This is a genomic window from Syntrophomonas zehnderi OL-4 (assembly GCF_000983115.1).
Taxonomy (GTDB): domain Bacteria; phylum Bacillota; class Syntrophomonadia; order Syntrophomonadales; family Syntrophomonadaceae; genus Syntrophomonas_B; species Syntrophomonas_B zehnderi.
The window spans coordinates 55,612-80,371 of the sequence record NZ_CGIH01000031.1 but is presented as its reverse complement, the minus strand read 5'-3'; the positions used below and the strand labels follow the sequence as shown (position 1 = coordinate 80,371).

Sequence of the window (24,760 nt, the reverse complement as noted above, 5' to 3'; positions counted from 1 at the left end):
AAGCAGGGTTTACTTATTACTTACATGGAATTAAACGAAGACAGCCAGTCTCAGTTGGATACGCAAAACGCTTCCTCCATTGAGACGGTCAATATCAACGGACATGAAGGAAAGCTTATTATCAAAAATGCTATGCTTACAATCATATGGCCCATGCATGACCATATGTGCATCATTCGGGGACAGATGGAAAAAGACACGGCAGTAAAAATAGCCGAAGGAGTAAGATATATAGATTAATTAAAGAAATATTTGAAAAAAGTAGAAAAAACTTGTTGCAGGAAGCCTTCTTAGTTGTCTTTTATTTATGAAAGACATTTTAAGGAGGTTTTTTTATATGAGAAAAATTATCTGTATGGGAATTCTTATCCTGATGACCGTATTCTGTTCCGTTCCAGCACTGGCTACAGAAGGTGCTGAAAACACAAGGCAACAAAACGTAATAACACCTCAATTTACATACATTTCTTTGTTAAATGCGGGCCTGTCGATCAACTCATCGGGCAAAGTTACCTCTATAGGACATGCTTCAGCTTATGATCGTTCGCATACCACCAGATTGACAGTTAAACTAGAAAAATCCACCGGCAATGGCTGGAGCACAATTAAGTCTTGGTCTGCATCATCGACCGGACAATCCGTTGCTGGTATAGAAGAAGCTTATTACGTTGTCCATGACACCTACCGGGTATGTGCTACCGCTAAGGTGTATAATGCTGCGGGCAATCTGCTGGAAAGTAAATCAGCTTATTCTGACACGGCAACTTATTGAATGGTGGCAGGGAATGTTTAAATAGGGAGGTGGTGCCTATGAGAATGGTAACATCCAAGATGATATTTAAGGGGGGAATGTAATTATCGTGTTTGACAACCATTTATGATCTAAATCTTATATTAAAACTAATTACAACATCAGGTGATTAAATATCTTACGAGAGTTCTGTGGCTAGATTAAATTGCTGCTAAACCAGTTGATTTAAAGTTAATTTAAATAATTAGACCTTCAAACAGATTCTCCTTACGAATTCCCCGTTTGAAGCCCGATCCCAACACAAATGATAGGTTGTTTTTTTTAATCTATTGGGGGGATTGTGTAGGAGACCATATCGAAGGAGGTGTCTTGTGAACAAGCTAACCCCAGTAACATATTTTTTGACCAATTGTTAGTTTATGGAAGAAGAAGATTAATATAATGAAAAAAAGCAAGTATTCAATTGTTTTTGCTTTGGTTGCTATGTTAATTATGACTGTAACAATACCAGCTTTGGCTTCTGAAGAAGCATTGACACAGTTAAATCCGTATAGTGAATGCGAAGTGAAATTCACAGAATCTGCTGCTGACGGCACAGTTATTATGCCATTTGCAACTTATAATGTCTATGCAGATAAGGGAGATACGCAAAGGCAAAGTGGTTTATGGTACGCATGGGGATGGACAAGGTTAGTTGATAAAATATCAGGAGATGATATTAGACATTATACAAAAGTAACATATTACATGAATGATGGCGAAGTAGGCGTAGAATCTGGCAAAGCATGGGGTACAGGAAAAGTATGGAATAATACCGAAGATACTTATAAACATTCTGTAGTAAGAGTTTGGTACGGTGTTAATTAACCGCAAATGATTTCTAGGGAGTGCGGCGGTAGGTACTGGTTTGGATCAAAGCCAGTACCTGCTGCAAGTTCCCTTGAATATAGATGGGATGGAGTATTTTGAGTAGACTATATCGTTTGGGATTGTATGTATTGATGTTTATCTTTATGAATTTAATTCTTGTCAATATTCTAGCTTGGACAATAATTGAAGAACAATCTCAAATCAGTAATTATTATAGAAGTAATAAGACAGTCAAATTTATCATTCGCCAGGATCTGGACCATGATGATATTGTTAAGCTCTATCAGCTTATGGATAAGACATTATTATATTGTGATGTTTGTAAAATAGATGGTGGCAAGGTTATTGGAATAGTTGGCAGAGATCGTTTGTTTGACCCCAATATTATCGAAGGAAGATTATTTAGCGAAGCTGATTTTGCCAATCAAACCACTGCCGCCGTTATCGGCAAAAACATAGCTTCTTCACAATATGTGGATAATCATTCTATCGAATTGTTTGAGGATAAATTCCAGGTAATTGGGGTTACCACTTATGATAACAATGCAGCTTTGGATAACGTAATATTTTTAAACTTAACTTCATTAAATAGCTTGCCTCCATACAGATATTTCTATTTGGACGGGCCATCAACTGTCAAGATCAATTCTGTACTAGAAATGATTGATGATTATTTTAACATTTATGTAACAGAGCCTAATAGTAATCCATTAGAAAGAATTATTGTCCTTTCCGACCAATACAAGTATATCAATAAAATAATTATTTTAACAATTATTTTATCTATTATTCTCTATTGTTCATTTGCCTTGGTGTCACTAAAACGAGAAACAAATATCGAAATTCTCCTAGGCTTTAGCATCGGAAATATATTAAAAATGATAACAGAAAAGTATTTTTTCAAGAATTTTATTATTATTCTCATTATTTTGTTGGAAGGGCTTATCTTATCTTTATTTGGTACCAGGTTGTCTTGGTTAACTTTATCTGTTCAGTTATTTTTATATTTAGCAATCATTAATTTCGTATTATTTGTTTACTCTTTAGGTAAATTCTATAAGATTAGGGGAGATCAAAATGTCCTTTTCTCTAAAAGATAAAAAACTAGCTGCAAGTACAATTGTTATCATTGCACTCTTTACTCTGGCGATAACGCTGATTTTAAAAACTTTTTTAATGAATGATACGATTGAAGAAAAATCTCAAAAATACTATCACACCTATGTAGAAAATAAATACCTAAGAATATTCGATACCTATGATACCAAAGGAAGTGGCTTTACCCAGGCTTTGAAACAAAAAGGCTTTTTAAGCCGGCTTAAGAATTTTAATCAAGACCTGCATACCACAGATGGCTTGAATTATATGGAAGTATTTGAACAGCAAGTTGAGCATCAGGGGCGTTATGATGGAAAGGATATCTTTGTAGTCGCCTATGACATGGATCCATCTATGAAAAATCAATTGATTAAAACCCCCTCCGGTCAAATTTATATAACCCCGTTATATGCAGTTCAGGTTGACAGCACGGCCTATGATTATTTTTTAAAAGATAATCTGGCTATTGGTAAAAATTTCATTGCTGATGATTATAATTATCGCCCCGATAAAAAGAAGAGCATCCCGTGCATTCTCGGCAGTAATTATTCTACAATTTATGATCTAGGTGATCGATTGCAGGTAAATTACCTTTTTAAAACCATAGATTTGCAAATAATTGGGTTTTTTGATATAACGGCTTCTATTCCCATGAATGGAAGTATACTTTATTTGGACAAGTATATTATTATGCCTTCATTAAGTTGCGAATATAATCCCAACAGTCCGGAAGAAGAATTTTTCCAAATAATACTTTATGACCAAAAAAATTCGGGTTATATAGTCGACGAGGGCCGGGACTATTTTACCCTTGTTAATAATATTGCTAAAAGTGTTAATTTACAGTATACGGTAAGAAATGACAAAAAGGATGTCAATATGGTAAATCAAGGAGTTACAGCCTTGCTCACCAAGAAGGTTATTGAGGCAATAAGTATCTTGTTATTGATGATTGTTATTATTATTTTCATATTTGTCTTAATGCAAAAGTTTCATCGTGATGCCCAAAAAATAAGTGTTAATTTGATCTGCGGCGCTTCTTTAAATAGAATAAAAGCTCGATTATTTTTACACGTTATATTCTGTTATTTAGCCAGCTTATTTATATCCATGCTGCTAATCGGTAAAGATTTGTTTTCCATATCTTATAGGAATACGACCATATGTTTGACTGTTTTGCTTTTAAGCCTTATAAGTGTAATTCTAATCCTTAACCTGCTGATTAACAATTACCAACTGGGTACCGCATTAAGGAGGCGCTAAACTTGATAAAGCTAGATAAAATAACAAAAACATATTATAACTTCAGGAGAAATAAAAAAAATGCTTTAGAAGGAATAGATTTATGTGTAAGCGAAGGGGAGATGGTAGCAATCGTTGGTTCGAGCGGAGCAGGAAAATCTACCTTATTAAACATATTAGGCGGCATCGATAGGCCCAATAGTGGCCATTACTATTTTGATAATAAATTGATTGAATTTAAGGCCCATAGATTAGCTCATTTTAGAAGAAATAATATCGGCTTTATAGTTCAAGATCATGCTCTTATAGACGATATGACAGCTTACGATAATATTGCACTCCCTTTGAAATATCGTTCGATGAATAAAGCTCAGATAGAAAAGCGTGTTATGGATATTGCATACTATCTAAATATAAAAGACCAATTATACAATTATCCTACCCAGCTTTCGGGGGGGGAGTGTCAGCGCATAGCAATAGCAAGAGCTATAATTAATAAACCTCGCTTAATATTAGCGGATGAACCTACCGGTTCATTAGATAGTCAAAATAAAAGAAATGTAATGAGTATTTTTAAGGATATTCATCGTAATAGTACCACCATAATAGTAACTCATGATTATGAGATAGCTAACACATGTCATAGAGTAGTTGAGTTAAATAATGGCAGAATAACTAAGCATTAAAAGGGATCATTGTCCAAAAAAGGCTGTTCGCCGGACAATTTCGCGTGTGAGGGCTTCTTTGGGAGGCTCAAGAATGAGATGTTTTATTGCCGATGCGATTCTGGATCGTATTGTTCATGATTCATACATCATTGAGATCCATTCCGATCCGGATGACGATGATTCGACGCGTCAATTGTACGGTATCAAGGGAACCAAACAAGATTAATGGCTTTTAAACCGGAATGGTGGCTCACCACTCCCCGGAACTGCGGCTCCGCCGCACCGGAATATGCAGCTGGTACAGGTGTGATCGAGAGGCCATGTTGGAGCTTAGAAGCTAAGCGACGATGCCATATGGCATCTATGGGATACAGTTAGACACTTACATGATATAATTGCGGCAGAAATCGGTTAATGGGGGAAGTTTGAATGCTGCACATTCGTCATGAAAACCGACAACCAATCTACCAGCAGATTTATGAACAAATTAAACATGATATTCTTATGGGGAAATTACCGGTTGGTACACGTATAACATCCACGAGGGCATTGGCAAGAGAATTGCAGATTGGACGGAATACTGTCGAAAATGCCTACGCGCAATTAGTACTGGAGGGGTACATTACAAGCGTGGCAGGCTCTGGTTATGTGGTCAACGATTTGCAATTTTATCTTAATCAAAAAGCGATGGAGAGATCAACAACGAGTGAAGAGGTCGTTGTTGCTGCCAACTGTGAGATTGAAGATATCCGTTATAATTTTCAGTACGGCAATCTCGATGCTGCGAGTTTTCCCCATAAACTCTGGAGGAAGTATCTGACTGAGGTATTAGATGGAGCGGAGGCGCAAGAGGCCCACAGCGAAGGCGATGTAAAGGGAGACCTGGATTTGCGGATCCAACTCATGGATTATTTATATAAAACCCGGGGAGTCAATTGCAAACCGGAACAGATAATAATTTGCAGCGGCACCCAATCCGCTCTCGAAATTGTAATAAAAATATTCCCTTACATAGGGAAAAAAGTAGCTATGGAGGATCCCTGCTATAATGGTGCTAGTGTCATTTTCCAAAGCAATGGATTTGATATTTCCGCGATACCAGTTGGTGAGGATGGGATAGAACTAAATGAACTTGCCGCATCATCCGCAAAAATGGTTCACATTGCGCCATCCCACCAGTTTCCAAAAGGCTCCGTTATGCCGATTCAGAGGCGGATTGAAATACTAAACTGGGCGCAGAAACATGACAACATTATTATCGAGGATGACTATGACAGCGAATTTCGGTATAACGGAAGGCCAATTCCATCTCTTCAGTCCATTGATCAATATGAGCGCGTAATCTATGTCGGTACATTTTCCAAAGCACTTTCCCCCGGCCTGCGGATGGCATATATGATATTGCCGACTTGGTTACTGCCGACATATCAAAAGAGGTTTGCTGGATACCAATGTACCGTGCCGTTGATAGAACAGAAAATTCTGGCTCGGTTTATGGCGGATGGACATTGGGAAAAGCACGTACGGAAGATTTGTCTATCCCAAAAAAAGAAGCATGATATTTTGATTGATGCCATTAAGAAAAACATGGGAAACAAGGTGCGAATCTTCGGTCACCAAGCTGGATTGCATATTTATTTGGAGTTTTTGGATGGACAGCGGGAGGACGAACTAGTCCGCAAAGCACTTGAATACAGAATTAGGGTAGGTTCTGTATCCCCTTTCTGGCTGAACAAACAGAATTATAGGAATAATGCCGTTGTCTTGGGGTATGGAATGATGACAGAGGCAGACATCCCCAAAGCTGTGGAGGTTTTATCTCAAGCCTGGTTCCGTTAATCCAACTGTATCCTATAAAATTATCAAAACCGGCCCTTACCAAGGTGCCGGTTTTGATATATAGTAAGGGAAAAATGCACAGAATAATAAGGAGGCTACATAATGCAACATCGCATGAAAACACACCCTCTAACCGAACAACAGATAAACCATTTGCTTCAGCGAGCACCAGTCGGCAGTCTGGCAACACTAAATCCCGATGGTACACCGTATAGTACCCCGATCCATTTTGTTTATTACGGTGGTGCAATATTTTTCCATGGGTTGCCAAGGGGCCAAAAGCTCGACAATATCGTCCGAAGCTCCTCAGTTTGCTTGTCTGTTTATGAAATGGATAAACTGCTGCTGGATCCGAAAGGAAGACCATGTGATACAAATACAAAATACGAAAGTGTGATTATTTCCGGTACTGCAAAACTCGTGGATGATATCGAGGAAAAAAGGAATGTGCTGAAAAAAATAGTGGAAAAATACACACCGCATTTAGCAGACCAGGAGATTCCAAACAATATAACTAATGGTACCGCGGTAATAAGAATTGATGTGACAGATTTGACCGGAAAATACTATTCATAGAAACAGCCAAGGGGACGGCGGTTTATTTTATGCAAATGATAATATCGTAGGTAATATTGTACCAATAATGATAGCATTACAATATTACCCAGTTATATACTGAGAGGGGGAAAAAAGCAAATTCCTATCTATTATTTATTGCAGCAATTAAAATTGTATGGGGAGGGTTTGCTATGGAACAAAGTAATAACAATGATAGCTGGAAAATTGAAGATTTAAGTCAGTAGGTGTTTATGGCAAAATAAAAATACAGCAAACGGCAAGTTAAAAATACAGCAGTAAAATGGTAAAAATCATCGCCAGCACCCCGAAAATATACTACCCTTTTTGTTGAAGAGACAAAAGGAGGTAGATAAGAAAGGATGCTAACGATGATACAACAATACACAAAAACGAAAAAGAAAATGAATAAATGAATGCTACTGAAGTAGGTCTCACACACTCACACATATGGCAAACTGAGGGACGTTCTTTTTGTTTGGTCAATTGACCAAACAAAAAGAACGTCCCTCAGAATTTTTAAAGAACGTCCCACTGTTTACCTTACTGGTCGGGGCGACAGGATTTGAACCTGCGGCCTTCTGATCCCAAATCAGACGCGCTACCAAACTGCGCCACGCCCCGAACTCATAAATAATAACATTTTCACATAAGAACGTCAATTTAGATATCCGCTAAGATAGGGAAAAATGCGGTTTTTTCTTGAAGTTGCTACCGGTATCAGGGCTGGATGTCCCCGAGGGCTAAATCGTGATCGATTTGTAAGGCTTTTAATGTAATTTTGCCAACTATACCATCTGGTTTTAGGCCCTGATCTTTTTGAAATCTTATGACTGCCCGACGGGTAACTTTACCGAAAATGCCGTCAATACTTGCGTTATAGTAACCCAGATCGCGTAATAATTCCTGTACCTCTGATACATCGTTTCCTTTGGAGCCCATCTTTAGTCTGCGAATCCTGCGAACTACACCGGTAATATTAACGGGTGTGCCAATCGGTACCAGATCATAGAGCTCAATTACATCGTTGTTATACATTCTGATGCAGCCGTGGCTGACAGCCTTGCCAATCGAGGAGGGGTTATTGGTTCCGTGGATGCCGTACCCGCCAAAGGGAATACTAAGCCGCATCCAGCGAGCCCCAAATGGCCCTCCGGGGTCTACCGTCTTTTGAACTATAGTCCAATTACCGGGAGGGGTAGGGGTGGAAGGCTTGCCGACGGCAACCGGGTAGGTCTTAATGTTTTGATTGGATACCAGGGTAAGGATTCTGGTATCGACATGCACATTAATGACGGGCAGAGCTTTCGCCGCCATTTTATGAGGCTGTTTTTGCAAAACATTGTCTTCCTGCAATAAATGCTGCCAGGTTTGGGGACCGACGATGCCGTCTATTTTCAAATTGCGCCATTGTTGAAATTTCTTTATCGCTTGCAGTGTTTTTTCACCGTAGATCCCATCTAATTCTCCCGTTTGAAATCCCAGATCAGCTAATATGGTTTGAATCAGCAAGACATCCGGTCCTTTCATAGGGGTCGGATTCAGCCTGATGAACCGGCTGGCATATATCATTTTTATCAACCTCTCTAACAGTTCCTTTAGTTTATTTTATTGACAGCGGGCGATAAGGTTACAAATTTTTATGCCATGCCTGGGCGTGTCAAAAGAATGGGAGTGCGCGGCTTTGCTTCTATCCGTGATTAATTTTTTTTCACAGCCCAAATTGAGCAATAGAGCCAGCGATAGGCGCAAAATACGGGCAGGAGCAGTCTGCTGTCTTTTGACAAGAGGAATTGCAGCTTGAAAAGCTTGGAATGGCGGTGATAGAATGGGAAAAATACCAGGACACTAAAAATGCATGAAACTTATGGAGGCAATACTATTATGAACCGTAGAAGATTAACAGCAGTAGTTTTGGCAATAACCATGTTGTCAGGGATTTTTTTAACCGGATTTACATTTCAGCAAGGCATAGGGAATGTCTATTATGAGACTCAATCGGAAATTTATGACAATGCCAGTTATCACGAACAACTGGCGGGGCACAGTGCCAACGGAATTGAAAGGGCGTATTTTGTCAACGCGGATACCCAGGGCACGGATTTAAAGCCTTATGTATTTGAAGGTGAAGTTACCGGAACCTATACGATGGATACCATGATCAGTTCCCTGGAGAGCCAAGGCTACAAGGTCGTTGCGGGCATTAACGGGGATATTTACGACACTGCTTCCGGAACGCCCAAGGGGCTGACGATTCACAATGGCAAGATAAAAACCTCTGGATATGCTCCGGAATATGTTATATCCTTCAACGAAAGCGGCGCCGCTTCTTTAGAAAAGGTAAGCCTGGGCTATACATTGAAGGGGACGATTAACGTTCCTACGGTTGTTACAACACCGGTTTCAGAACCGGTTCAGCCGACAGATGGAATTCAACCGACAGATGCTACCCAGTCGGAAGAATCGCTCCAGTCGGCAGATGAGACCCAACCGGTAGATTCAATAGAGCCAACAGAGCCGGTTGTTGCACAGCAGACGGTTTACGTACCTACGCCCTATAATGCAGATATCGGTTTTTTCAACGTTCCCCACGGTGCGGCGAAGGCTTTGCACCTGTATAACCGCCAATATGCCTCCTCGACCAAGACAGCGGGAAAAACTGTGGAGGTAATTTTGGATGCGGGTTCTCCGGAAAATGCGGAACTAACGGTGGGAGGTACGATAACGGCGACCGTTGCCGAAGTCAGAAACGGTAATTGCAATACACCCATCGGCGACAATCAGTTGGTACTTTCAACGGCGGGGGATTCGGCTTATGCCGTTCAGCTGGCTCAGTTGATTCCTGGCAGTACGGTTGAAATTTCCGTATATGATTGGGGCGGAAACTTGACCAACAGCAAGGAAGCGATCGGCGTATACTACGTGCTTTATGATAAAGGCCAATTTAAATCCGGCGGAACGAACTTAAATCCCAGAACTGTCATCGGTATTAAACCGGACGGCACCCTCATGTTGTATGTGCTTGATGGCAGACAGCCTGGCTTCTCAGCAGGTCTAGGACTGACGGATGTTGCCAGACACTTGGTCGCGCTGGGCTGCAGCACCGTTGTGAATATGGACGGGGGCGGATCTTCGGTCATGGCCGTGCGAGAAGGGGGAATTAATTCCAAGGCGGTTGCCAAGAATTCACCTTCTGGCAAAAGCCAAAGAAAAACGACTAATGGTCTGCTGCTGGTCTATGATCAGCGCGGGGATTCCGATGCCAAGCATTTACATACGTATCCCAGTCAGCCCCTTGCCATGCCGGGGGCGGATATTAAGTTGACAACCTACGCATCCAACGGTAAATATGAGCCGGTACCACTACCAAATGGAGTAGAATACCGTGTTGATTCCAATTCAGGCAGCTCCGTGGACGGAAACGGCCTCTTTACAGCCGGAAATACCATCGGCACGGCTGTGATTGAAGCGGCAAGCGGGGATCTTCGTACAACGGCGAAGGTCGATATTCAAAACAATATTACCTTCACTACGAATGTGCAAAACATTACGATTGATCCGGGAAAAACCTTTGATATCAATGTAACGGCGAAATTCGGGTTTGCTCCGATCGCCAGCAAGGACAGCCTGTTTACCTGGACCTGCGATCCTGTCGTCGGTACGATTGATGGGAACGGGTACTTTCAAGCAACGAATCAATCCGGAATATCCGGCAATATATATGTGGAATATAACGGGGTAAAACAGACCATACCTGTTCAGGTCGGCGCAGCCAGCATTAATTTTGCGGATACGGCCACCCATTGGGCTAGAGATTATATCGGCAAGCTGGCGGCCAGAGGAGTGGTAACCGGAATGGGGAATAATTTCTATTTGCCGGATGATTCTCTGACCCGCGCCCAATTCCTTACTATGCTCGCCAAGACTATCCATGACTTAGACGTTACCCAAGCTACGCCTGCCGGCTTTGCGGATGTTCCCGCTACGGAGTGGTATTATAACTATGTCAACTGGGGCTTTGAGAAAGGAATTGTAAAAGGCTTGGACGAGACTACGTTTGCTCCCAACGAAAAGATTACTAGAGAGCAGATGGCGACCATGTTGGATAATTTCACCAAAAGCACCGACTTTGTTCTTCCGGAAACTAATCCGGGCGTGTCCTTTAAGGACAGCAGTCTGATCAGCCCTTGGGCCGTCGACTCTGTAAATAAAATTGTATCCTTAGGTATTATAGGCGGATATCCGGAAGGCGATTTTAAACCCCAGGGGAATGCAACCCGGGCGGAAGCCGCCACCGTTACTTACAAATTACTCATGATACGAGGATAATGTCAAATCTTTCCCAAGCAAACAGGGTAAGTTGACTCGTTGGCTGGCTGCAGCCAAGGGCTGGCAGCCTATTTGAAACGCATATAGATTTCGTAATCCATATAAACCGCCGTATGCTGAAAGGTGGTACGGTGGTGTGAGAGGAGGAGGTTAGCCTCCTCCTCTCCATTTTTCACCTGACTGGAGAAAAGAATACCCTGCCTGCTTTAGCAATCTATATCCTTTTTGCTAAACTCATCTATGATTCCGCCTAATGTCATCAATTTCCTGTGAAAAATAAGTTGCCTTATGACAGTTTATACATACTATAGTAGTGCAGGGAAATACGTTAAAGCAAGCAGAAGCTGCATACATGCGCGAGCAATTAAGGGATATTCAGTCGGCGGTTGACAAAATAAATGAGGTTTGCGGTTCATTAACGAACTATATTGCGGTTGATGCTGAGGTTAAAAAGGCTTTTGCTGACAATGATCAAGACCGTTTGAATGAAATAATTCTGCCGGTTTATGCCCGGTGGCAGGATAATTACTCCATAAATCAATTACAGTTGGTTTCATCCCACGGTAAAAGGGTTTGGGATGTTAATACCCTGCTTGATGCGAATACTGATTTAAAATATCGGCGAATTATTCACCATTCTATTGAACAGAAACAGCGCTTGACAGTAATTGAGTCTTTTGAAGGAAAAAATTCCATCGTTTCTACCGTTCCTTTCTTTGTGGCAGACAAATACATCGGCTTTTGTGAATTAGACCTGTCTTTGCACCTGTCCCTTAGAGAACATCTGGACAAAATGGCCTCTTTAGAAAATTATGCTGTTTATGAATTGCAGGGAATCGAAAGTCGCCTATTATGGCAAAAAAAACCTCCCCGAGTTGAACTTAATACGGACGATATTAGAAAAGCTCAAAAGGGTACACCGTTTTATAGATCCTCTGGGGATAAAAATATTACGCTGATAGTTGTCCCCTTGGTTGATATGGATAACATTACAGTTGCTTATATTCAAGGCGAAATATCCCGCCAGGCTTTTATCAAGGCGCGTAATTATAACTATGTGCTGCTGGGCTTGTTGATATCATTTATTTTCATCGTCAGTTTTTATATATATCAGTCGCCAATACGCATTAACTGCCGGAAAAAATAAGGGTAACCCGGCTTTAATCGTAAATCTTGCGCCATATCATATCTTAATTTCTTAACACCTTTAATTTTTTGCAGGTATCCCCAATATATTTAGAGAATTAATACTGATGGTTTGACAGTTATGACTTAGTGCATATTTTAACAGCCCAATTTTTAAAATATTCTGTATAATAAAGATAAATATGTAATTAAATTTTAATTTCCCAGAACCCCAAATTCTATCCAGATTTAAAAAGAATATCAGGGGGAATTTTAATGTCTAACTTACCGCTGCATAATCCATGTCCCTGTGGAAGCGGAAAAGAGTATGGACAATGCTGTGCCGGGTTCAGCGTTTGCCAAGTCATTCATTTTCCTCGGGGAAAAAGGAATAATTATCGTTCCTTGATTGAGTCGTCTCTACTAGACTTAATTGATTATGCCCGCAAGTACTTTCCTACTTGGGAGAAGGCCGGTCAGGCCAAATTTTTATCATATTCCCAAGCCGGTGAGATTAACCCTAAATTTGCTCCGTTATTCTGGGAATGGTATGTGCTAAACTACCGTTTTTATAACGATGTCTCCCCGCTGATTGATTTTTACCTGGTAGAAATGCAAGAAATGGAAGACGCTCTTTCGGAAAAAACCAAAATGGTCTGTGCTGCTTTGAAGAATTCCTTTGTTAGCATCTTCCAGATAACCTGGATCAGGAACAATACGGTGGCGGCCCAGGATATTTTTTGTGGGGATGAACATATAATCGAAAGGGATTTTGGTTCGGTAACGCAATTCATCGAGGAAGGAACCTTGCTTTTAACCCGTATTATAAAAATCGGCAATGTCTCTATGCTTACCGGGCGGCCGATAATTCTTAATGCTGAACAAAAAGCGTATCTCTACGATGAGGTTAATTCTGTGTATTTAACTGAAAACAACCGAAATGCCGAGGATATTAGGGCATTTCTTAGAGAATGTGCCGAAGTTGTCTGTGGGCTGGCCATTGATCTGGTTCAGGGAATCAAGAAAAACAGGATAAAAACCCGAAGCCTGAGTTTGAAAAACGTAAATCGCCAGGCTTTGGTGGAAAGATTAATTAAAAGCAAAAACTTTAAGCTTTTAGATCGGCATGACCACTGGCTGAAGTTTACTTGGCGGGAAGGTCAGGGGTTATTTAAAAGGATGTATTTTGGCGATGATCTGCTGATCGTAGCCGCTGACGAAACAGCCGATGTAATTATGGCGCTTTGCCATCTTGATGAAATAACCGGGTATGATCCCAGTGAAGTGGAATGGATGGAGGGAATCTGCGGATTTAGCCCGGAAGACGAAGAAGAAATTCAGATGGAAATAATGTATGATAAATATCTGGATGAGTGGCTGAGCCTGCCGCATCCGGAATTATCTAATTTGACACCGGTTGAAGCTATTAAGGATATACGGGGCAGGGTGCTCCTGGAGAATTTGCTGGGCGATTTGGAAATGCGGGAGATAAGAGCTAAAAGCAGGGGCGAATATTATTATCCTACTTCTGCGATACGCAAACAATTAGGTTTAGACAAGAACAAAGTTTACAAGGAAATGCTGCATCCCCAGGCTATAGCTATTAAAGTCGAAAAACACCGGGCCCGCCATCAATTAAGCCCTTACATTACCGCCTACAACTGGCTGCGTGAAGAATACGTTACAGTTGCGGCCACACTATATGATTTATATACAAAACAAAACCAAGATCTAAAAAGGCTAGCCTGGCTTCTTAGTATGTGGAATGAGTTCACAACTGTACATCGACCGAGGGTTTCCCGCATCTACTGCTGGATTGCAGCCCTTGAGCACTGTCTGTCGGCTTGTCAGGGTGAGGACTTGAGTTATGCAAGAGTAGCTCGTTCTTTTGGGGTGTCTATTACCCTGGTCAGCCGCAACGCCCATATTATGGGCAGGCATTTTCAGCAATTTCCCCCGGAATTTAAAAATGAAATGATGCATTATCCTGCCTGGAAGGAACTGGACAATTTCGAAATGGTGCAATCCTACGAGGAAGTTTTCCAACATTTAAGCTTTTATGCTTATTCCCTGGGAGCAGCAGATAATATCGCCAAGAGTGAAGCTCATGATCGCTATTACGAACCAGTCAATACTAATGCCCGAATCTGGGATGATTTAAATCAAAAGATATATGCCCAATTCTTTCAAAATCATTATTTGCTGGATCATACGGGATATTCGGGTGCTACCATCATGAATCAATTTTGGGACAAACAGGCTAACCGTTTTCCGCCTTATCTGCGGGCAGCCGCATTTAATATGATGATGAGCTATGTCAGTGCTTATCGTATTAATCCAACCGGCCAAAGCAGCCTCATCTTCGAAGATATATTTTCCGGTGAGCAAAGCGAGGTGTTTGGACGCTTCGGAGATAATGTACATGAAAATATTATTCCAGGTATGATTGGGATTTGCCGGTTAATGCCCCTGGGTAATATGCTCTGGGTTACCGATCCCATGTTTATTGTTCTGCAGGATGTGGAGGAGTTGTTTAAGAAAAACTATAACATTTTAATGGAAGATATACGGATTTATGATGTCAGTGATAACCGCTACCTTAAAAAACGGGGCGAATGCATCGTAAAAGCCTACATTATTTCGGTAGATGAATTTGAAAAAGAGGCCGTAACCCTGATTAATCAGCCGCTCCAGCTGGAATGGCAATATGCCTATGTTCTAAATCAAGCCAATGCCTGTGAAATGTTAAACCGATGCAAGTATTTTCGGCTATTATACCAGGATGATAACCGCTGCAGTTTTATGTGGGATCGATATTTTATAGGGGACAACTATCAGTGGGGCTATCTTACGATTGAGGACAATACTATAATCTTAGCTGCCCCTCCCGGCAAAGAGTTAAGTCTGTTTATAAAAGATGTACGGCGGGTTTTTAAATCCGGAGACATCCTGATGGCTTTCCGCAAGGTAGAGGTTAGCCTAAGGACATTAAAGAAAATTGAGAATTATTTGGTGGCTGATCTGGCAAGATTTTTCGATAAGAACCCGTCTCTTTCCTTATTAATACTGCGTCAGGATTCTTTTAAAGATGAAGAAAGCGAATGGATCCAGGGGATGTTTCTTCTCAAGCTGGGTGCCTTGCTAATGGACTATCTGGAAAGCCGAAATTTAAATCCGGTTTAGTTTTTCAATTTAATAAAACATTCATATTTTACACATTGCTGTGATTAAACTTGATTAAGACAGGCAATAATGCTATAAAGTTGAAGAAAATAAAATTTCTTGTGCGGAAAACCTTGACTAATGGGGGCGATATTATTTATTCTTTTATGTAGTAAATGTTTGCGTGCGGAAGTGGCTCAGTGGTAGAGCATCGCCTTGCCAAGGCGAGGGTCGCGAGTTCGAATCTCGTCTTCCGCTCCATAAAAACATTCAGGCCTCGGCGGCTTGCGCCGGGGTGTTGTATTTTTAGCCAAAGTAGGGTACATTTCATTTGGGGGATCTGTCAATTAAATTGTCAGGTTTAGTAATTGTCTCACTAGAGCATATATTAAGTATTAAAAGCCAGCTAGATTAGAATTATTGTTAGGAGGAGCATAAATGAGTGCCAAGTTAGAAAAAATAGAGAACAGCGAAGCCTACCTACATATTGAGGTGGAAGCAGAGGTCTTTGAAAAGGGTCTGCAAAAAGCCTATAAAAAGGTAGTGAAACAGGTGGCGATTCCTGGCTTTCGCAAGGGGAGAGTACCCAGAGAACTACTGGAAGCACATTTTGGAAAAGAGATTCTCTTTGAAGATGCCCTCGAATATGTAGTTCCGGATGCTTATGAAAAAGCTCTAGAGGAATTAAACATAGATCCCATTGCCCAGCCCGAATTTGATTTTGAAGAAATACAAGATGACAATATATTAAAGTTTAATGCCAAAGTTGCCGTCAAACCGGATGTTAAGTTAGGACAACTGGAAGGGCTTGAAGTAAACATCCCGGTTTTTGAGCTTAAAGAGGAAGATGTAGATGCGCGCTTGGAGGAAATGTCGGCGCGCTACGCCCAGCTAATTGAGAAAGTTGACGAAGCCGCCGATAATGGAGATACTGTAAACATTGACTTTGAGGGATTTGTAGATGGGGAGGCTTTCCCCGGCGGAACGGCTGAAAACTATCAGCTGGTATTGGGCTCCGGCACGTTTATTCCGGGTTTTGAAGAACAAATCGTAGGACTTAAAAAGGGCGATTCCACAGACGTTAAGGTAGATTTCCCGCAGGACTACCATGCTGCCGAATTGGCAGGCCAGGCGGCTGTTTTCAAAGTTACTGTAAATAAAGTGGAAAGCAAACAGCTACGGGCTCTGGATGATGAATTTGCCCAGGAAGTGAGCCAATTTGAGACCATCGCTGAATTAAGAGAAGATACTCGTAAAAACCTGCAACAGATGCTGGAAACCCAAAAAAATAATTTCCTGAAAGAAGCAGTCTTGGACAAGGCCTTGGAGGGCTGTGAAATTGAAGTACCCCCCGCGGCGGTAAAGATGCAGATTAACCATATGTTGACCCAGTTTTCAGATCGTCTGCGCATGCAGGGGTTAAGCCTGGAACAGTATTTCCAATTTACAGGCCGCACCTTGGAAGAGTTTAATGCGGAAGCTGAACCTGAAGCCGAAAAAACTGCCCGCTCCAATTTTATGCTGGAAAAGATCATGGAAGAAAAAGGTATTAGTGTTAGTGAAGAAGAAGTAGAAAAGCACATAGCAGAGATTGCAGAGTCTATGGGTATTGAACCGGAACAGGCCAAACAAAACCTGAGCGGAGTTATGGATGAGATTGAATTTGGTTTAAAAATGGATAAAGCCATCCAGTATCTGGTGGATCATGCTGTGGTTACTGAAGCAGATATTCCTGAGGAAGACTTGGTTGCAGAAGGAGAAACTGAAGCCTAAAAAGAATACTATATTAATAGAATACTATAGTATAAATGGTATGCATAATTTAAGTAGAGGAGGGAGTTCCAATGTCGTATCTGATACCTATGGTAGTAGAACAAACCAATCGCGGTGAGAGATCATATGATATTTATTCTCGTTTGCTGAAAGATCGTATAGTGTTTCTGGGCAGTGCGGTTGATGACACCGTTGCTAATCTGATTATTGCTCAGCTATTGTTCCTGGAAGCCGAAAACCCTGATAAAGATATCAATCTGTATATCAACAGTCCGGGCGGTGTTATCACTGCGGGAATGGCTATTTATGATACCATTCAGTATATTCGCCCTAACGTATCGACAATATGTGTTGGTCTGGCAGCCAGCATGGGGGCTTTCCTTCTTGCTGCAGGTACTAAAGGCAAACGGTACGCTTTGCCAAACTCAGAAGTAATGATTCATCAGCCCTCGGGTGGAACTGAGGGGCAAGCCACAGATATAGAAATCCGGGCGCGCAGAATAATTCAAATGAAGGAAAGCCTCAACCGGATTCTTGCCGAAAGAACCGGACAAGATCTGGAAAGAATTCGTCGCGATACCGAAAGAGATTATTTCATGACTGCTGTCGAAGCTCAAGAGTATGGTATTATCGATGAAGTAATCAGTCACCCCAAGATCGATAAATAGACAGCCTTTTGAAGAGAGGTGAATTTATGCCTAAATATGGTGAAGAAAAAGGCCAACTAAAATGTTCTTTTTGCGGAAAAACGCAGGAACAGGTTAAGAAACTAGTAGCCGGGCCAGGGGTATATATTTGTGATGAGTGCATTGAGTTATGCAACGAAATAATCGAAGAGGAACTCGCTGACGATATTGGTTTTGAACTGGGAGAAATACCTAAACCGCATGAAATAAAGGAAATCATGGATGACTACGTAATCGGTCAGGAGTTAGCCAAGAAAGCCCTGTCAGTAGCTGTTTATAATCACTATAAACGGATTAATCTGGGCATGAAACTGGATGATGTTGAACTGCAAAAAAGCAATATCATGATGCTGGGGCCGACCGGCAGCGGCAAAACCTTGTTGGCTCAAACCCTGGCACGTATCCTGAATGTGCCCTTTGCCATTGCCGATGCGACCTCCCTTACTGAAGCCGGTTATGTGGGTGAGGATGTGGAAAATATCCTGCTAAAATTGATCCAGGCGGCTGATTATGACATTGAAAAGGCTGAAAAAGGTATCGTCTATATCGATGAAATCGATAAAATCGCCAGAAAAACTGATAATCCCAGTATTACTCGGGATGTGTCAGGTGAAGGTGTTCAACAGGCACTGCTGAAGATCCTGGAGGGTACGGTTGCCAGTGTGCCACCGCAGGGAGGTAGAAAACATCCCCATCAGGAATTTATCCAGATAGATACCAGCAATATTTTGTTTATCTGTGGAGGTGCCTTCGAAGGAATCGATAAGATTATCCAAAACCGGGTCGGCGAAAAAGTGATGGGCTTTGGGGCAGATATAAAAAGCCGGGAGGAGAAAAAAATCGGTGATATTTTAAACCAGATACTCCCCCAGGATCTTCTTCGTTATGGTTTGATACCTGAATTTGTTGGTCGGGTGCCGGTTATTGTAACCCTGGATGCCCTGGATAAAGAGTCTTTAGTAAAAATACTAAACGAACCCAAAAATGCACTAGCCAAGCAATACAAAAAACTCTTTGAGCTGGATGGGGTCGACTTGGAATTTATGGATGATGCCCTCCTGGCAATAGCTGAGGAAGCTCTGCGCCGCAATACCGGTGCTCGAGGTTTAAGAGCTATTATCGAAGATGTGATGCTGGATGTAATGTATGACGTACCGGGACGTATGGATATTACGAAAGTCGTAATCACCAAAGACGTCATAGACAAAAAGGAAAAACCATTATTAGTAACAGTGGATGCCAAACGTAAGGTTAACTAATATACAAAAAGCAGCGTAAGCTGCTTTTTGTATATGATCTTATATTTCATCCTCCAAAGTTTTAAGGATTGGAAAAAGGCGGCGTAAGCTGCCTTTTTTTACTGATTTTAAACTGACAGTAAATCAAAATGCCCGGGCATAATATTAAAAACTGCAGGAAAGAGGATAAAGAAAATGAATAGTTTTTTTATGCAATACGGGGGCATTTTATATTTAATTCAGATATTTTTCGCTATTATCATAGGATTATATTTTTGGAACCTGCTGAAAAGTCAGCAAAAAGGAAAGTCGGTTTTGGTTAGGGAGTCTGAGAAGGAAAAAAACCGGCTGCGGGAATTGCGTAACATTAAATTAACCGAGCCTTTGTCCAGCCTGAGCAGACCTACCAGCTTTCAGGACGTAGTCGGTCAGGAAGAAGGGGTAAGTATTTTAAGATCAGCTCTTTGCGGGCCGAACCCTCAGCACGTAATTATTTATGGGCCTCCCGGGGTTGGAAAAACAGCCGCCGCTCGTCTGGTTTTGGAGGAAGCCCGCGAGAATCCTTTATCTCCATTTAAAGAGAATGCCAACTTTGTAGAAATGGATGCAACCATCTGCCGTTTTGATGAGCGCAACATTGCAGATCCCTTGATAGGTTCAGTCCATGATCCTATTTATCAAGGCGCAGGTTCAATGGGGGCGGCCGGGATTCCGCAGCCTAAACCGGGGGCTTGCACCAAAGCTCATGGGGGAGTATTGTTTGTAGACGAAATCGGGGAGCTGCATCCCATCCAAATGAACAAACTCCTCAAAGTCTTGGAAGATCGCAAGGTAATGCTGGAAAGCGCCTATTATGCAGAATATGATAAAGTAATTCCCGGACATATCCATGATATTTTTAAAAATGGACTGCCGGCTGATTTTCGCCTGATCGGAGCCACAACCCGCATGCCGGAAGAACTGCCGCCCGCCATCAGGTCACGTTGTCTGGAAGTGTTCTTTAAACCCCTGGACAAAGAATCAATTGAGAAAATTACCGCAGGTGCGGCACGCAAGATTAATATGAAGTTGGATGATGAAGCCCGGGAAGAGATATGTAAATATGCCTACAATGGTCGAGAAGCCGTTAATCTTGTTCAATTAGCGGCTGGAATTGCCCAGGTAGATAAAAAGGATATAATTGATCAGTCCATAATTCAAAAAGTTGTAAATAACGGCCGTTACACACCGCGATTGGACATCAAACCCAAAGACCATCCTCTCATCGGAGTAGTTAACGGTCTGGCTGTACATGGAGCCAATGTAGGAACCCTAATCGAAGTCGAGGCATCAGTAACCCCGGTTGAAAAAGGCAATGGAAAATGGACGGTAACCGGTGTTATTGAAGAAGAACAGATGGGTGTAGGGGACAAGAGTTTTCGCCGTAAAAGTATGGCCAAAGCAGCCGTTGATAATGTAATGACCGTCTTGAAATCAGAATTCGGATTAAACACCCGCGACTATGATATTCATGTGAATTTCCCCGGTGGGGTGCCGGTAGACGGGCCTTCGGCTGGTGTTTCGATGGCTACCGCTGTATATTCGGCTCTTAAACAGAGCCGGGTAGACAATCTGGTTGCCATGACCGGAGAAATATCCGTACATGGCAGGGTAAAACCAGTCGGCGGAGTAATGAGTAAAGTGGAAGCAGCTCGGGGTGCAGGTATTAAAAAAGTATTAATTCCGCATGATAATTGGCTGAGTATATTCGCGAGTTTCCCGGAAATAGAAGTAAAGCCGGTTAAAGATATTAAAGAAGTCTTTAATGCTGCTATAATCAGTGAATAACCGGGGATACAAAAAGGCTGGGCAGCCAGGAGCATCTCTTTTAAGCAACGCCAGCGCTTTCCTGGTATTGTCATCTTCCCTTTGTAAGTGTCGGGTATTCATAAAAGTGTGGGCTTTCTTGCGAAGCTGCTATATTATATAGTAGAATAAACTTGCTTAGGAGGTGTTTTTTTTTGTCGGAACAATTTATAGTTGATTATCGTGAATTACCGATGCTACCCCTTAGAGGGGTACTTGTTTTTCCATATACGGTTATCCATCTCGATGTGGGCCGCAAAAAATCCATTAATGCCATAGAAGAAGCGATGCTGGGCAACAAAGAAATATTTCTGGCTACCCAGAAGGAAGCTCAAAACGATGATCCCAATGAAGAAGATATATATGAAGTAGGTACGGTGGCAGAAATAAAACAAATCCTTAAAATGCCCGGTGGTACCATGCGGGTCTTGGTTGAAGGCATTTGCCGCGCGAAAGTGCTTAATTATGTTCCTTATGACGCTTTTTTAAAAGTTGTTATCGAGGAATATAAAAATGAAACCGTTGAAAAAGATGCGGAACTGGAGGCCTTGACCAGAACCCTCATCTACCAGTTTGAGCAGTATGTGCGCATGAGTAAAAAGATCCCGCCGGAAACGGTTGCTTCTGTAGTCACCATAGATGAGCCTGCGCGCCTGGCCGATGTGATTGCCTCTCATTTAACCCTGCGCATTCATGAAAAACAGGCTATCTTAGAAGCTTTGGATATAACGAAGCGTTTAAACGCTTTGTGTGATATTTTAGCCAAGGAAATGGAAGTACTGGAACTGGAGCGCAAGATAAATATCCGGGTTCGCAAACAAATGGAAAAAACCCAGAAAGAGTATTATCTGCGCGAACAGATGAAGGCAATCCAAAAAGAATTGGGAGAAAAGGATGAACGGACAGCCGAGGTTGAAGAATTGCGGGAAAAGATTACGGAAGCCAATCTCCCCGCTGAAGCCTTGGAAAAGGTAAACAAGGAATTGGATCGGCTGGAGAAGATGCCGCCCATGGTAGCCGAGGCAGTAGTGGTCAGGAATTATATTGATTGGATTCTGTCCCTGCCCTGGTCAAAAGAAACCCGGGACAGACTGAATCTGGATCAAGCGGAAAAGATCTTGGACGAGGATCACTATGGTTTGGAAAAGCCGAAGGAAAGAATCCTTGAATACCTGGCAATTAGAAAACTGGCCAAAAAAATGAAAGGCCCAATTTTATGTTTGGTTGGACCGCCCGGAGTGGGCAAAACGTCTTTGGGCAAATCGGTTGCCCATGCCCTGGGGCGTAATTTTGTGCGCCTGTCCCTGGGAGGGGTAAAGGATGAGGCCGAAATCAGGGGTCACCGCCGTACTTATGTTGGTGCTATGCCGGGGCGAATAATTCAGGGAATAAAACAAGCCGGTTCCAAAAATCCAGTATTTCTTTTGGATGAAATAGATAAAATGACAACAGATTTTAGAGGTGATCCGGCTTCAGCCCTGTTGGAGGTTTTGGATCCCGAACAGAATTCAACCTTTAGCGATCATTATCTGGAAACGGCTTTTGATCTGTCCAAGGTAATGTTTATAACTACGGCCAACTCTGTTTACAATATCCCCAAACCTTTGCTGGACCGTATGGAAGTGATTGAGCTTTCCAGCTATACTGAAGAAGATAAAGTACCGATTGCCCTGGACTACCTGGTTCCCAAACAAATCAAGGAGCACGGCTTAAAACCCACCCAAATAAGCTTTTCCGAAGGGTCAATCCGTAAAATAATACGTGAATATACCCGGGAAGCAGGGGTCAGAAGCCTGGAGCGGCAAATCGCTTCTATTTGCCGGAAAGTGGCTCGAGAAGTCGTTAAAGACAAGGATACGAGTGTCAATGTAACCGCCAACAGTATTAATAAATACCTGGGTGTGGAGAGATATCACTACGGTACAGCCGAAAAAGAAAGCCAGGTGGGTGTAACTACCGGGCTGGCCTGGACGGAAACCGGCGGGGATATTTTATCTATAGAGGTTGCGCTGGTTAAAGGCAAAGGCAAATTACTCTTAACCGGTAAACTGGGAGATGTAATGAAAGAATCCGCTCAAGCCGGTTTGACTTATGTAAGATCAAAGGCCGATGAGTTAGGAATACCTTTTGAACAGTTGGAGGAAAACGATATCCATATACACATTCCGGAAGGTGCCATACCTAAGGACGGACCATCGGCGGGTATTACCATGGCTACTTCCCTGGCATCGGCCATGTCTGCACGCCCGGTACGCAATGATATTGCCATGACCGGTGAAATTACCCTGCGCGGCAGGGTCTTACCCATCGGCGGGCTTAAAGAAAAATCCCTGGCCGCTCACCGAGCTGGTATTAATACCATTATCATCCCAGCGGAAAACAAAAAGGATATGGATGACATCCCGGCTCAGATCAAGAAAAAGATGCAATTCATTCTGGTCGATCATATGGACGAGGTCTTAGCCGAGGCTTTGCTGCCTGCAACCGACTTCCAATAGATTTTATAAATCCCTTCCCATTTAACCGGAAGGGGTTTATAGATTTACGCGGAGAAACCCTAATAGCGACCGTTAGGGAGCATCCTTAGTACCCTCAGGGTGATTTGCGCGGCAATTATTTGTAGGGGCGAACTTTGGCCGCCCGCCCTGGTAGCGGAAGCTTTAGCTTCCGGTGGGGAGCTAAAGCTTCCCCACCATATCACGTAATAGGTGGTTGCACCGTTCAGGTACTACACATGTTACCTTGTGGTAACTATTAAGGTTGTGGGCCTTGCGGATATGGGTGGTTAAGAAGATGTCATGAATAAATACCGGAGGAATGACGGATAATGATTGATCCTTTACCGATAAAAAAGGCTGAGTTTGTGAGCTGTTTTGTAGATATGAAAAGCCTGCCCGACAACCAGTTGCCGGAAATTGCTTTAGTCGGCAGATCCAATGTCGGCAAATCATCCCTGATTAATAAAATAGTAAATCGCAAAAATTTAGCCAAATCCAGCTCTACCCCCGGAAAAACCCGCACTATAAACTATTATTGTATCAACGACAGTTGGTATATGGTTGATCTGCCTGGATACGGTTTTGCCAAGGTATCGAAAACTGAAAAGGAAAAATGGGGCCGGATGATAGAAAAATATCTCAGCGGCCGGGAGCCGCTGCGGGGTGTAATCCAGCTCCTGGATATCCGCCATCCGCCTACCCAAAACGACATTCTAATGAAGGAATGGCTTAATCATTATCAAATGCCCATTTTGCTTGTAGCCACCAAAGCCGATAAGGTTTCCCGCAATGAAAAGCAAAAGAACCTGGCTGTGATTAAAAAAACCTTTAATCTGTCCCCCGAGCAACCGCTTATTACCTTTTCGGCCGTTACCGGTGAAGGGGTAGAGGAAGTAAAGGCCGCTATAGAAGAAATACTTGCCGAATAATTAATGATTTACTACCCCCATGTCCGCAGGCCACAATCTTAATAGTTTTCGAAAGGTAACATATGTAGTACCCGCAGGGTGCTACCACCCATGAAAATAGTTGCGCGATACGGATGGGGAAGGTAGCACCT

Annotated in this window: 19 protein-coding genes and 2 tRNA genes; 19 read left to right on the top strand and 2 right to left on the bottom strand. The window is 42.2% G+C overall.

The features are described from left to right. From AAV90_RS15425 to AAV90_RS09505, 9 genes are all read left to right on the top strand, one after another. Nucleotides 1–240, top strand: a 240-nt coding sequence (locus AAV90_RS15425; RefSeq protein WP_242847528.1) for a DUF4367 domain-containing protein, incomplete at its 5' end; no start/stop codon positions are given. A gap of 115 nt (nt 241–355) precedes the next feature. Continuing rightward, complete coding sequence (locus AAV90_RS09535) at nt 356–772, top strand: hypothetical protein (RefSeq protein WP_242847527.1); 417 nt, start codon at nt 356–358, stop codon at nt 770–772. A gap of 420 nt (nt 773–1,192) precedes the next feature. Then, nucleotides 1,193–1,618 carry a hypothetical protein gene (locus AAV90_RS09530; protein WP_046498262.1) on the top strand — a complete coding sequence of 142 codons (426 nt, stop codon included), beginning with the start codon at nt 1,193–1,195 and terminating at the stop codon, nt 1,616–1,618. Nucleotides 1,619–1,764: 146 nt separating this feature from the next. Further along, on the top strand, nt 1,765–2,721 hold the full coding sequence (locus AAV90_RS09525) for an ABC transporter permease (protein WP_207642056.1): 957 nt from the start codon (nt 1,765–1,767) through the stop codon (nt 2,719–2,721). After that, nucleotides 2,699–3,982 carry a hypothetical protein gene (locus tag AAV90_RS09520; RefSeq protein ID WP_046498257.1) on the top strand — a complete coding sequence of 428 codons (1,284 nt, stop codon included), beginning with the start codon at nt 2,699–2,701 and terminating at the stop codon, nt 3,980–3,982. Before AAV90_RS09525 ends, AAV90_RS09520 begins: the two co-directional genes overlap by 23 nt. 2 nt (nt 3,983–3,984) lie before the next feature. Then, on the top strand, nt 3,985–4,647 hold the full coding sequence (locus tag AAV90_RS09515) for an ABC transporter ATP-binding protein (protein WP_046498255.1): 663 nt from the start codon (nt 3,985–3,987) through the stop codon (nt 4,645–4,647). 73 nt (nt 4,648–4,720) lie between these two features. Next, entirely contained in the window at nt 4,721–4,855 is a 135-nt protein-coding gene (locus tag AAV90_RS15420; RefSeq protein ID WP_242847526.1) for an ATP-binding protein, read from the top strand. A 203-nt stretch (nt 4,856–5,058) separates the two neighbouring features. Next, nucleotides 5,059–6,468, top strand: a complete 1,410-nt coding sequence (gene pdxR, locus AAV90_RS09510; RefSeq protein WP_046498253.1) for a MocR-like pyridoxine biosynthesis transcription factor PdxR — start codon at nt 5,059–5,061, stop codon at nt 6,466–6,468. A gap of 102 nt (nt 6,469–6,570) precedes the next feature. Then, nucleotides 6,571–7,044 carry a pyridoxamine 5'-phosphate oxidase family protein gene (locus AAV90_RS09505; RefSeq protein WP_046498251.1) on the top strand — a complete coding sequence of 158 codons (474 nt, stop codon included), beginning with the start codon at nt 6,571–6,573 and terminating at the stop codon, nt 7,042–7,044. 547 nt (nt 7,045–7,591) lie between these two features. Here AAV90_RS09505 and AAV90_RS09500 read toward each other — a convergent pair. Then, nucleotides 7,592–7,668 (bottom strand) — tRNA-Pro (locus AAV90_RS09500). A 96-nt stretch (nt 7,669–7,764) separates the two neighbouring features. Continuing rightward, nucleotides 7,765–8,616, bottom strand: coding sequence for a L,D-transpeptidase family protein (locus AAV90_RS09495; protein WP_052729710.1), 852 nt, complete (start codon nt 8,614–8,616; stop codon nt 7,765–7,767). Nucleotides 8,617–8,928: 312 nt separating this feature from the next. On the opposite strand from AAV90_RS09495, the gene AAV90_RS09490 reads away from it, so the two are divergent. The 10 genes from AAV90_RS09490 (at nt 8,929) to yihA (ending at nt 24,629) form a co-directional block, all read left to right on the top strand. Continuing rightward, on the top strand, nt 8,929–11,373 hold the full coding sequence (locus tag AAV90_RS09490; RefSeq protein ID WP_046498246.1) for an S-layer homology domain-containing protein: 2,445 nt from the start codon (nt 8,929–8,931) through the stop codon (nt 11,371–11,373). A 352-nt stretch (nt 11,374–11,725) separates the two neighbouring features. Beyond that, nucleotides 11,726–12,520: a cache domain-containing protein gene (locus AAV90_RS09485; RefSeq protein WP_046498244.1), complete on the top strand. Its 795-nt coding sequence runs from the start codon at nt 11,726–11,728 to the stop codon at nt 12,518–12,520. Nucleotides 12,521–12,774: 254 nt separating this feature from the next. After that, nucleotides 12,775–15,681 carry a DUF7986 domain-containing protein gene (locus AAV90_RS09480; protein ID WP_046498241.1) on the top strand — a complete coding sequence of 969 codons (2,907 nt, stop codon included), beginning with the start codon at nt 12,775–12,777 and terminating at the stop codon, nt 15,679–15,681. A gap of 165 nt (nt 15,682–15,846) precedes the next feature. Next, a tRNA-Gly gene (locus tag AAV90_RS09475) sits at nt 15,847–15,921 on the top strand. Between the two features lie 177 nt (nt 15,922–16,098). After that, complete coding sequence (gene tig / locus AAV90_RS09470) at nt 16,099–17,433, top strand: trigger factor (RefSeq protein ID WP_046498239.1); 1,335 nt, start codon at nt 16,099–16,101, stop codon at nt 17,431–17,433. Nucleotides 17,434–17,504: 71 nt separating this feature from the next. Next, nucleotides 17,505–18,101 (top strand): ATP-dependent Clp endopeptidase proteolytic subunit ClpP, encoded by a 597-nt coding sequence (gene clpP, locus AAV90_RS09465; protein ID WP_046498237.1) that lies wholly within the window; start codon nt 17,505–17,507, stop codon nt 18,099–18,101. A gap of 26 nt (nt 18,102–18,127) precedes the next feature. Continuing rightward, nucleotides 18,128–19,378, top strand: a complete 1,251-nt coding sequence (gene clpX, locus AAV90_RS09460) for an ATP-dependent protease ATP-binding subunit ClpX (RefSeq protein ID WP_046498234.1) — start codon at nt 18,128–18,130, stop codon at nt 19,376–19,378. A gap of 174 nt (nt 19,379–19,552) precedes the next feature. Further along, nucleotides 19,553–21,184: an ATP-dependent protease LonB gene (lonB, locus tag AAV90_RS09455; protein WP_046498231.1), complete on the top strand. Its 1,632-nt coding sequence runs from the start codon at nt 19,553–19,555 to the stop codon at nt 21,182–21,184. A gap of 212 nt (nt 21,185–21,396) precedes the next feature. Next, nucleotides 21,397–23,700, top strand: coding sequence for an endopeptidase La (gene lon / locus AAV90_RS09450; RefSeq protein ID WP_046498328.1), 2,304 nt, complete (start codon nt 21,397–21,399; stop codon nt 23,698–23,700). Between the two features lie 329 nt (nt 23,701–24,029). After that, nucleotides 24,030–24,629 carry a ribosome biogenesis GTP-binding protein YihA/YsxC gene (gene yihA, locus AAV90_RS09445; RefSeq protein ID WP_046498228.1) on the top strand — a complete coding sequence of 200 codons (600 nt, stop codon included), beginning with the start codon at nt 24,030–24,032 and terminating at the stop codon, nt 24,627–24,629. Nucleotides 24,630–24,760: the final 131 nt, after the last annotated feature.

Bases quoted from the DNA above. Each gene is read 5' to 3' on its own strand.
- AAV90_RS09535 (WP_242847527.1), top strand. From the start codon at position 356: ATGGGAATTCTTATCCTGATGACCGTATTCTGTTCCGTTCCAGCACTG.
- AAV90_RS09530 (WP_046498262.1), top strand. From the start codon at position 1,193: ATGAAAAAAAGCAAGTATTCAATTGTTTTTGCTTTGGTTGCTATGTTA.
- AAV90_RS09525 (WP_207642056.1), top strand. From the start codon at position 1,765: ATGAATTTAATTCTTGTCAATATTCTAGCTTGGACAATAATTGAAGAA.
- AAV90_RS09520 (WP_046498257.1), top strand. From the start codon at position 2,699: ATGTCCTTTTCTCTAAAAGATAAAAAACTAGCTGCAAGTACAATTGTT.
- AAV90_RS15420 (WP_242847526.1), top strand. From the start codon at position 4,721: ATGAGATGTTTTATTGCCGATGCGATTCTGGATCGTATTGTTCATGAT.
- pdxR (WP_046498253.1), top strand. From the start codon at position 5,059: ATGCTGCACATTCGTCATGAAAACCGACAACCAATCTACCAGCAGATT.
- AAV90_RS09505 (WP_046498251.1), top strand. From the start codon at position 6,571: ATGCAACATCGCATGAAAACACACCCTCTAACCGAACAACAGATAAAC.
- AAV90_RS09495 (WP_052729710.1), bottom strand. From the start codon at position 8,616: ATGATATATGCCAGCCGGTTCATCAGGCTGAATCCGACCCCTATGAAA.
- AAV90_RS09490 (WP_046498246.1), top strand. From the start codon at position 8,929: ATGAACCGTAGAAGATTAACAGCAGTAGTTTTGGCAATAACCATGTTG.
- AAV90_RS09485 (WP_046498244.1), top strand. From the start codon at position 11,726: ATGCGCGAGCAATTAAGGGATATTCAGTCGGCGGTTGACAAAATAAAT.
- AAV90_RS09480 (WP_046498241.1), top strand. From the start codon at position 12,775: ATGTCTAACTTACCGCTGCATAATCCATGTCCCTGTGGAAGCGGAAAA.
- tig (WP_046498239.1), top strand. From the start codon at position 16,099: ATGAGTGCCAAGTTAGAAAAAATAGAGAACAGCGAAGCCTACCTACAT.
- clpP (WP_046498237.1), top strand. From the start codon at position 17,505: ATGTCGTATCTGATACCTATGGTAGTAGAACAAACCAATCGCGGTGAG.
- clpX (WP_046498234.1), top strand. From the start codon at position 18,128: ATGCCTAAATATGGTGAAGAAAAAGGCCAACTAAAATGTTCTTTTTGC.
- lonB (WP_046498231.1), top strand. From the start codon at position 19,553: ATGAATAGTTTTTTTATGCAATACGGGGGCATTTTATATTTAATTCAG.
- lon (WP_046498328.1), top strand. From the start codon at position 21,397: ATGCTACCCCTTAGAGGGGTACTTGTTTTTCCATATACGGTTATCCAT.
- yihA (WP_046498228.1), top strand. From the start codon at position 24,030: ATGATTGATCCTTTACCGATAAAAAAGGCTGAGTTTGTGAGCTGTTTT.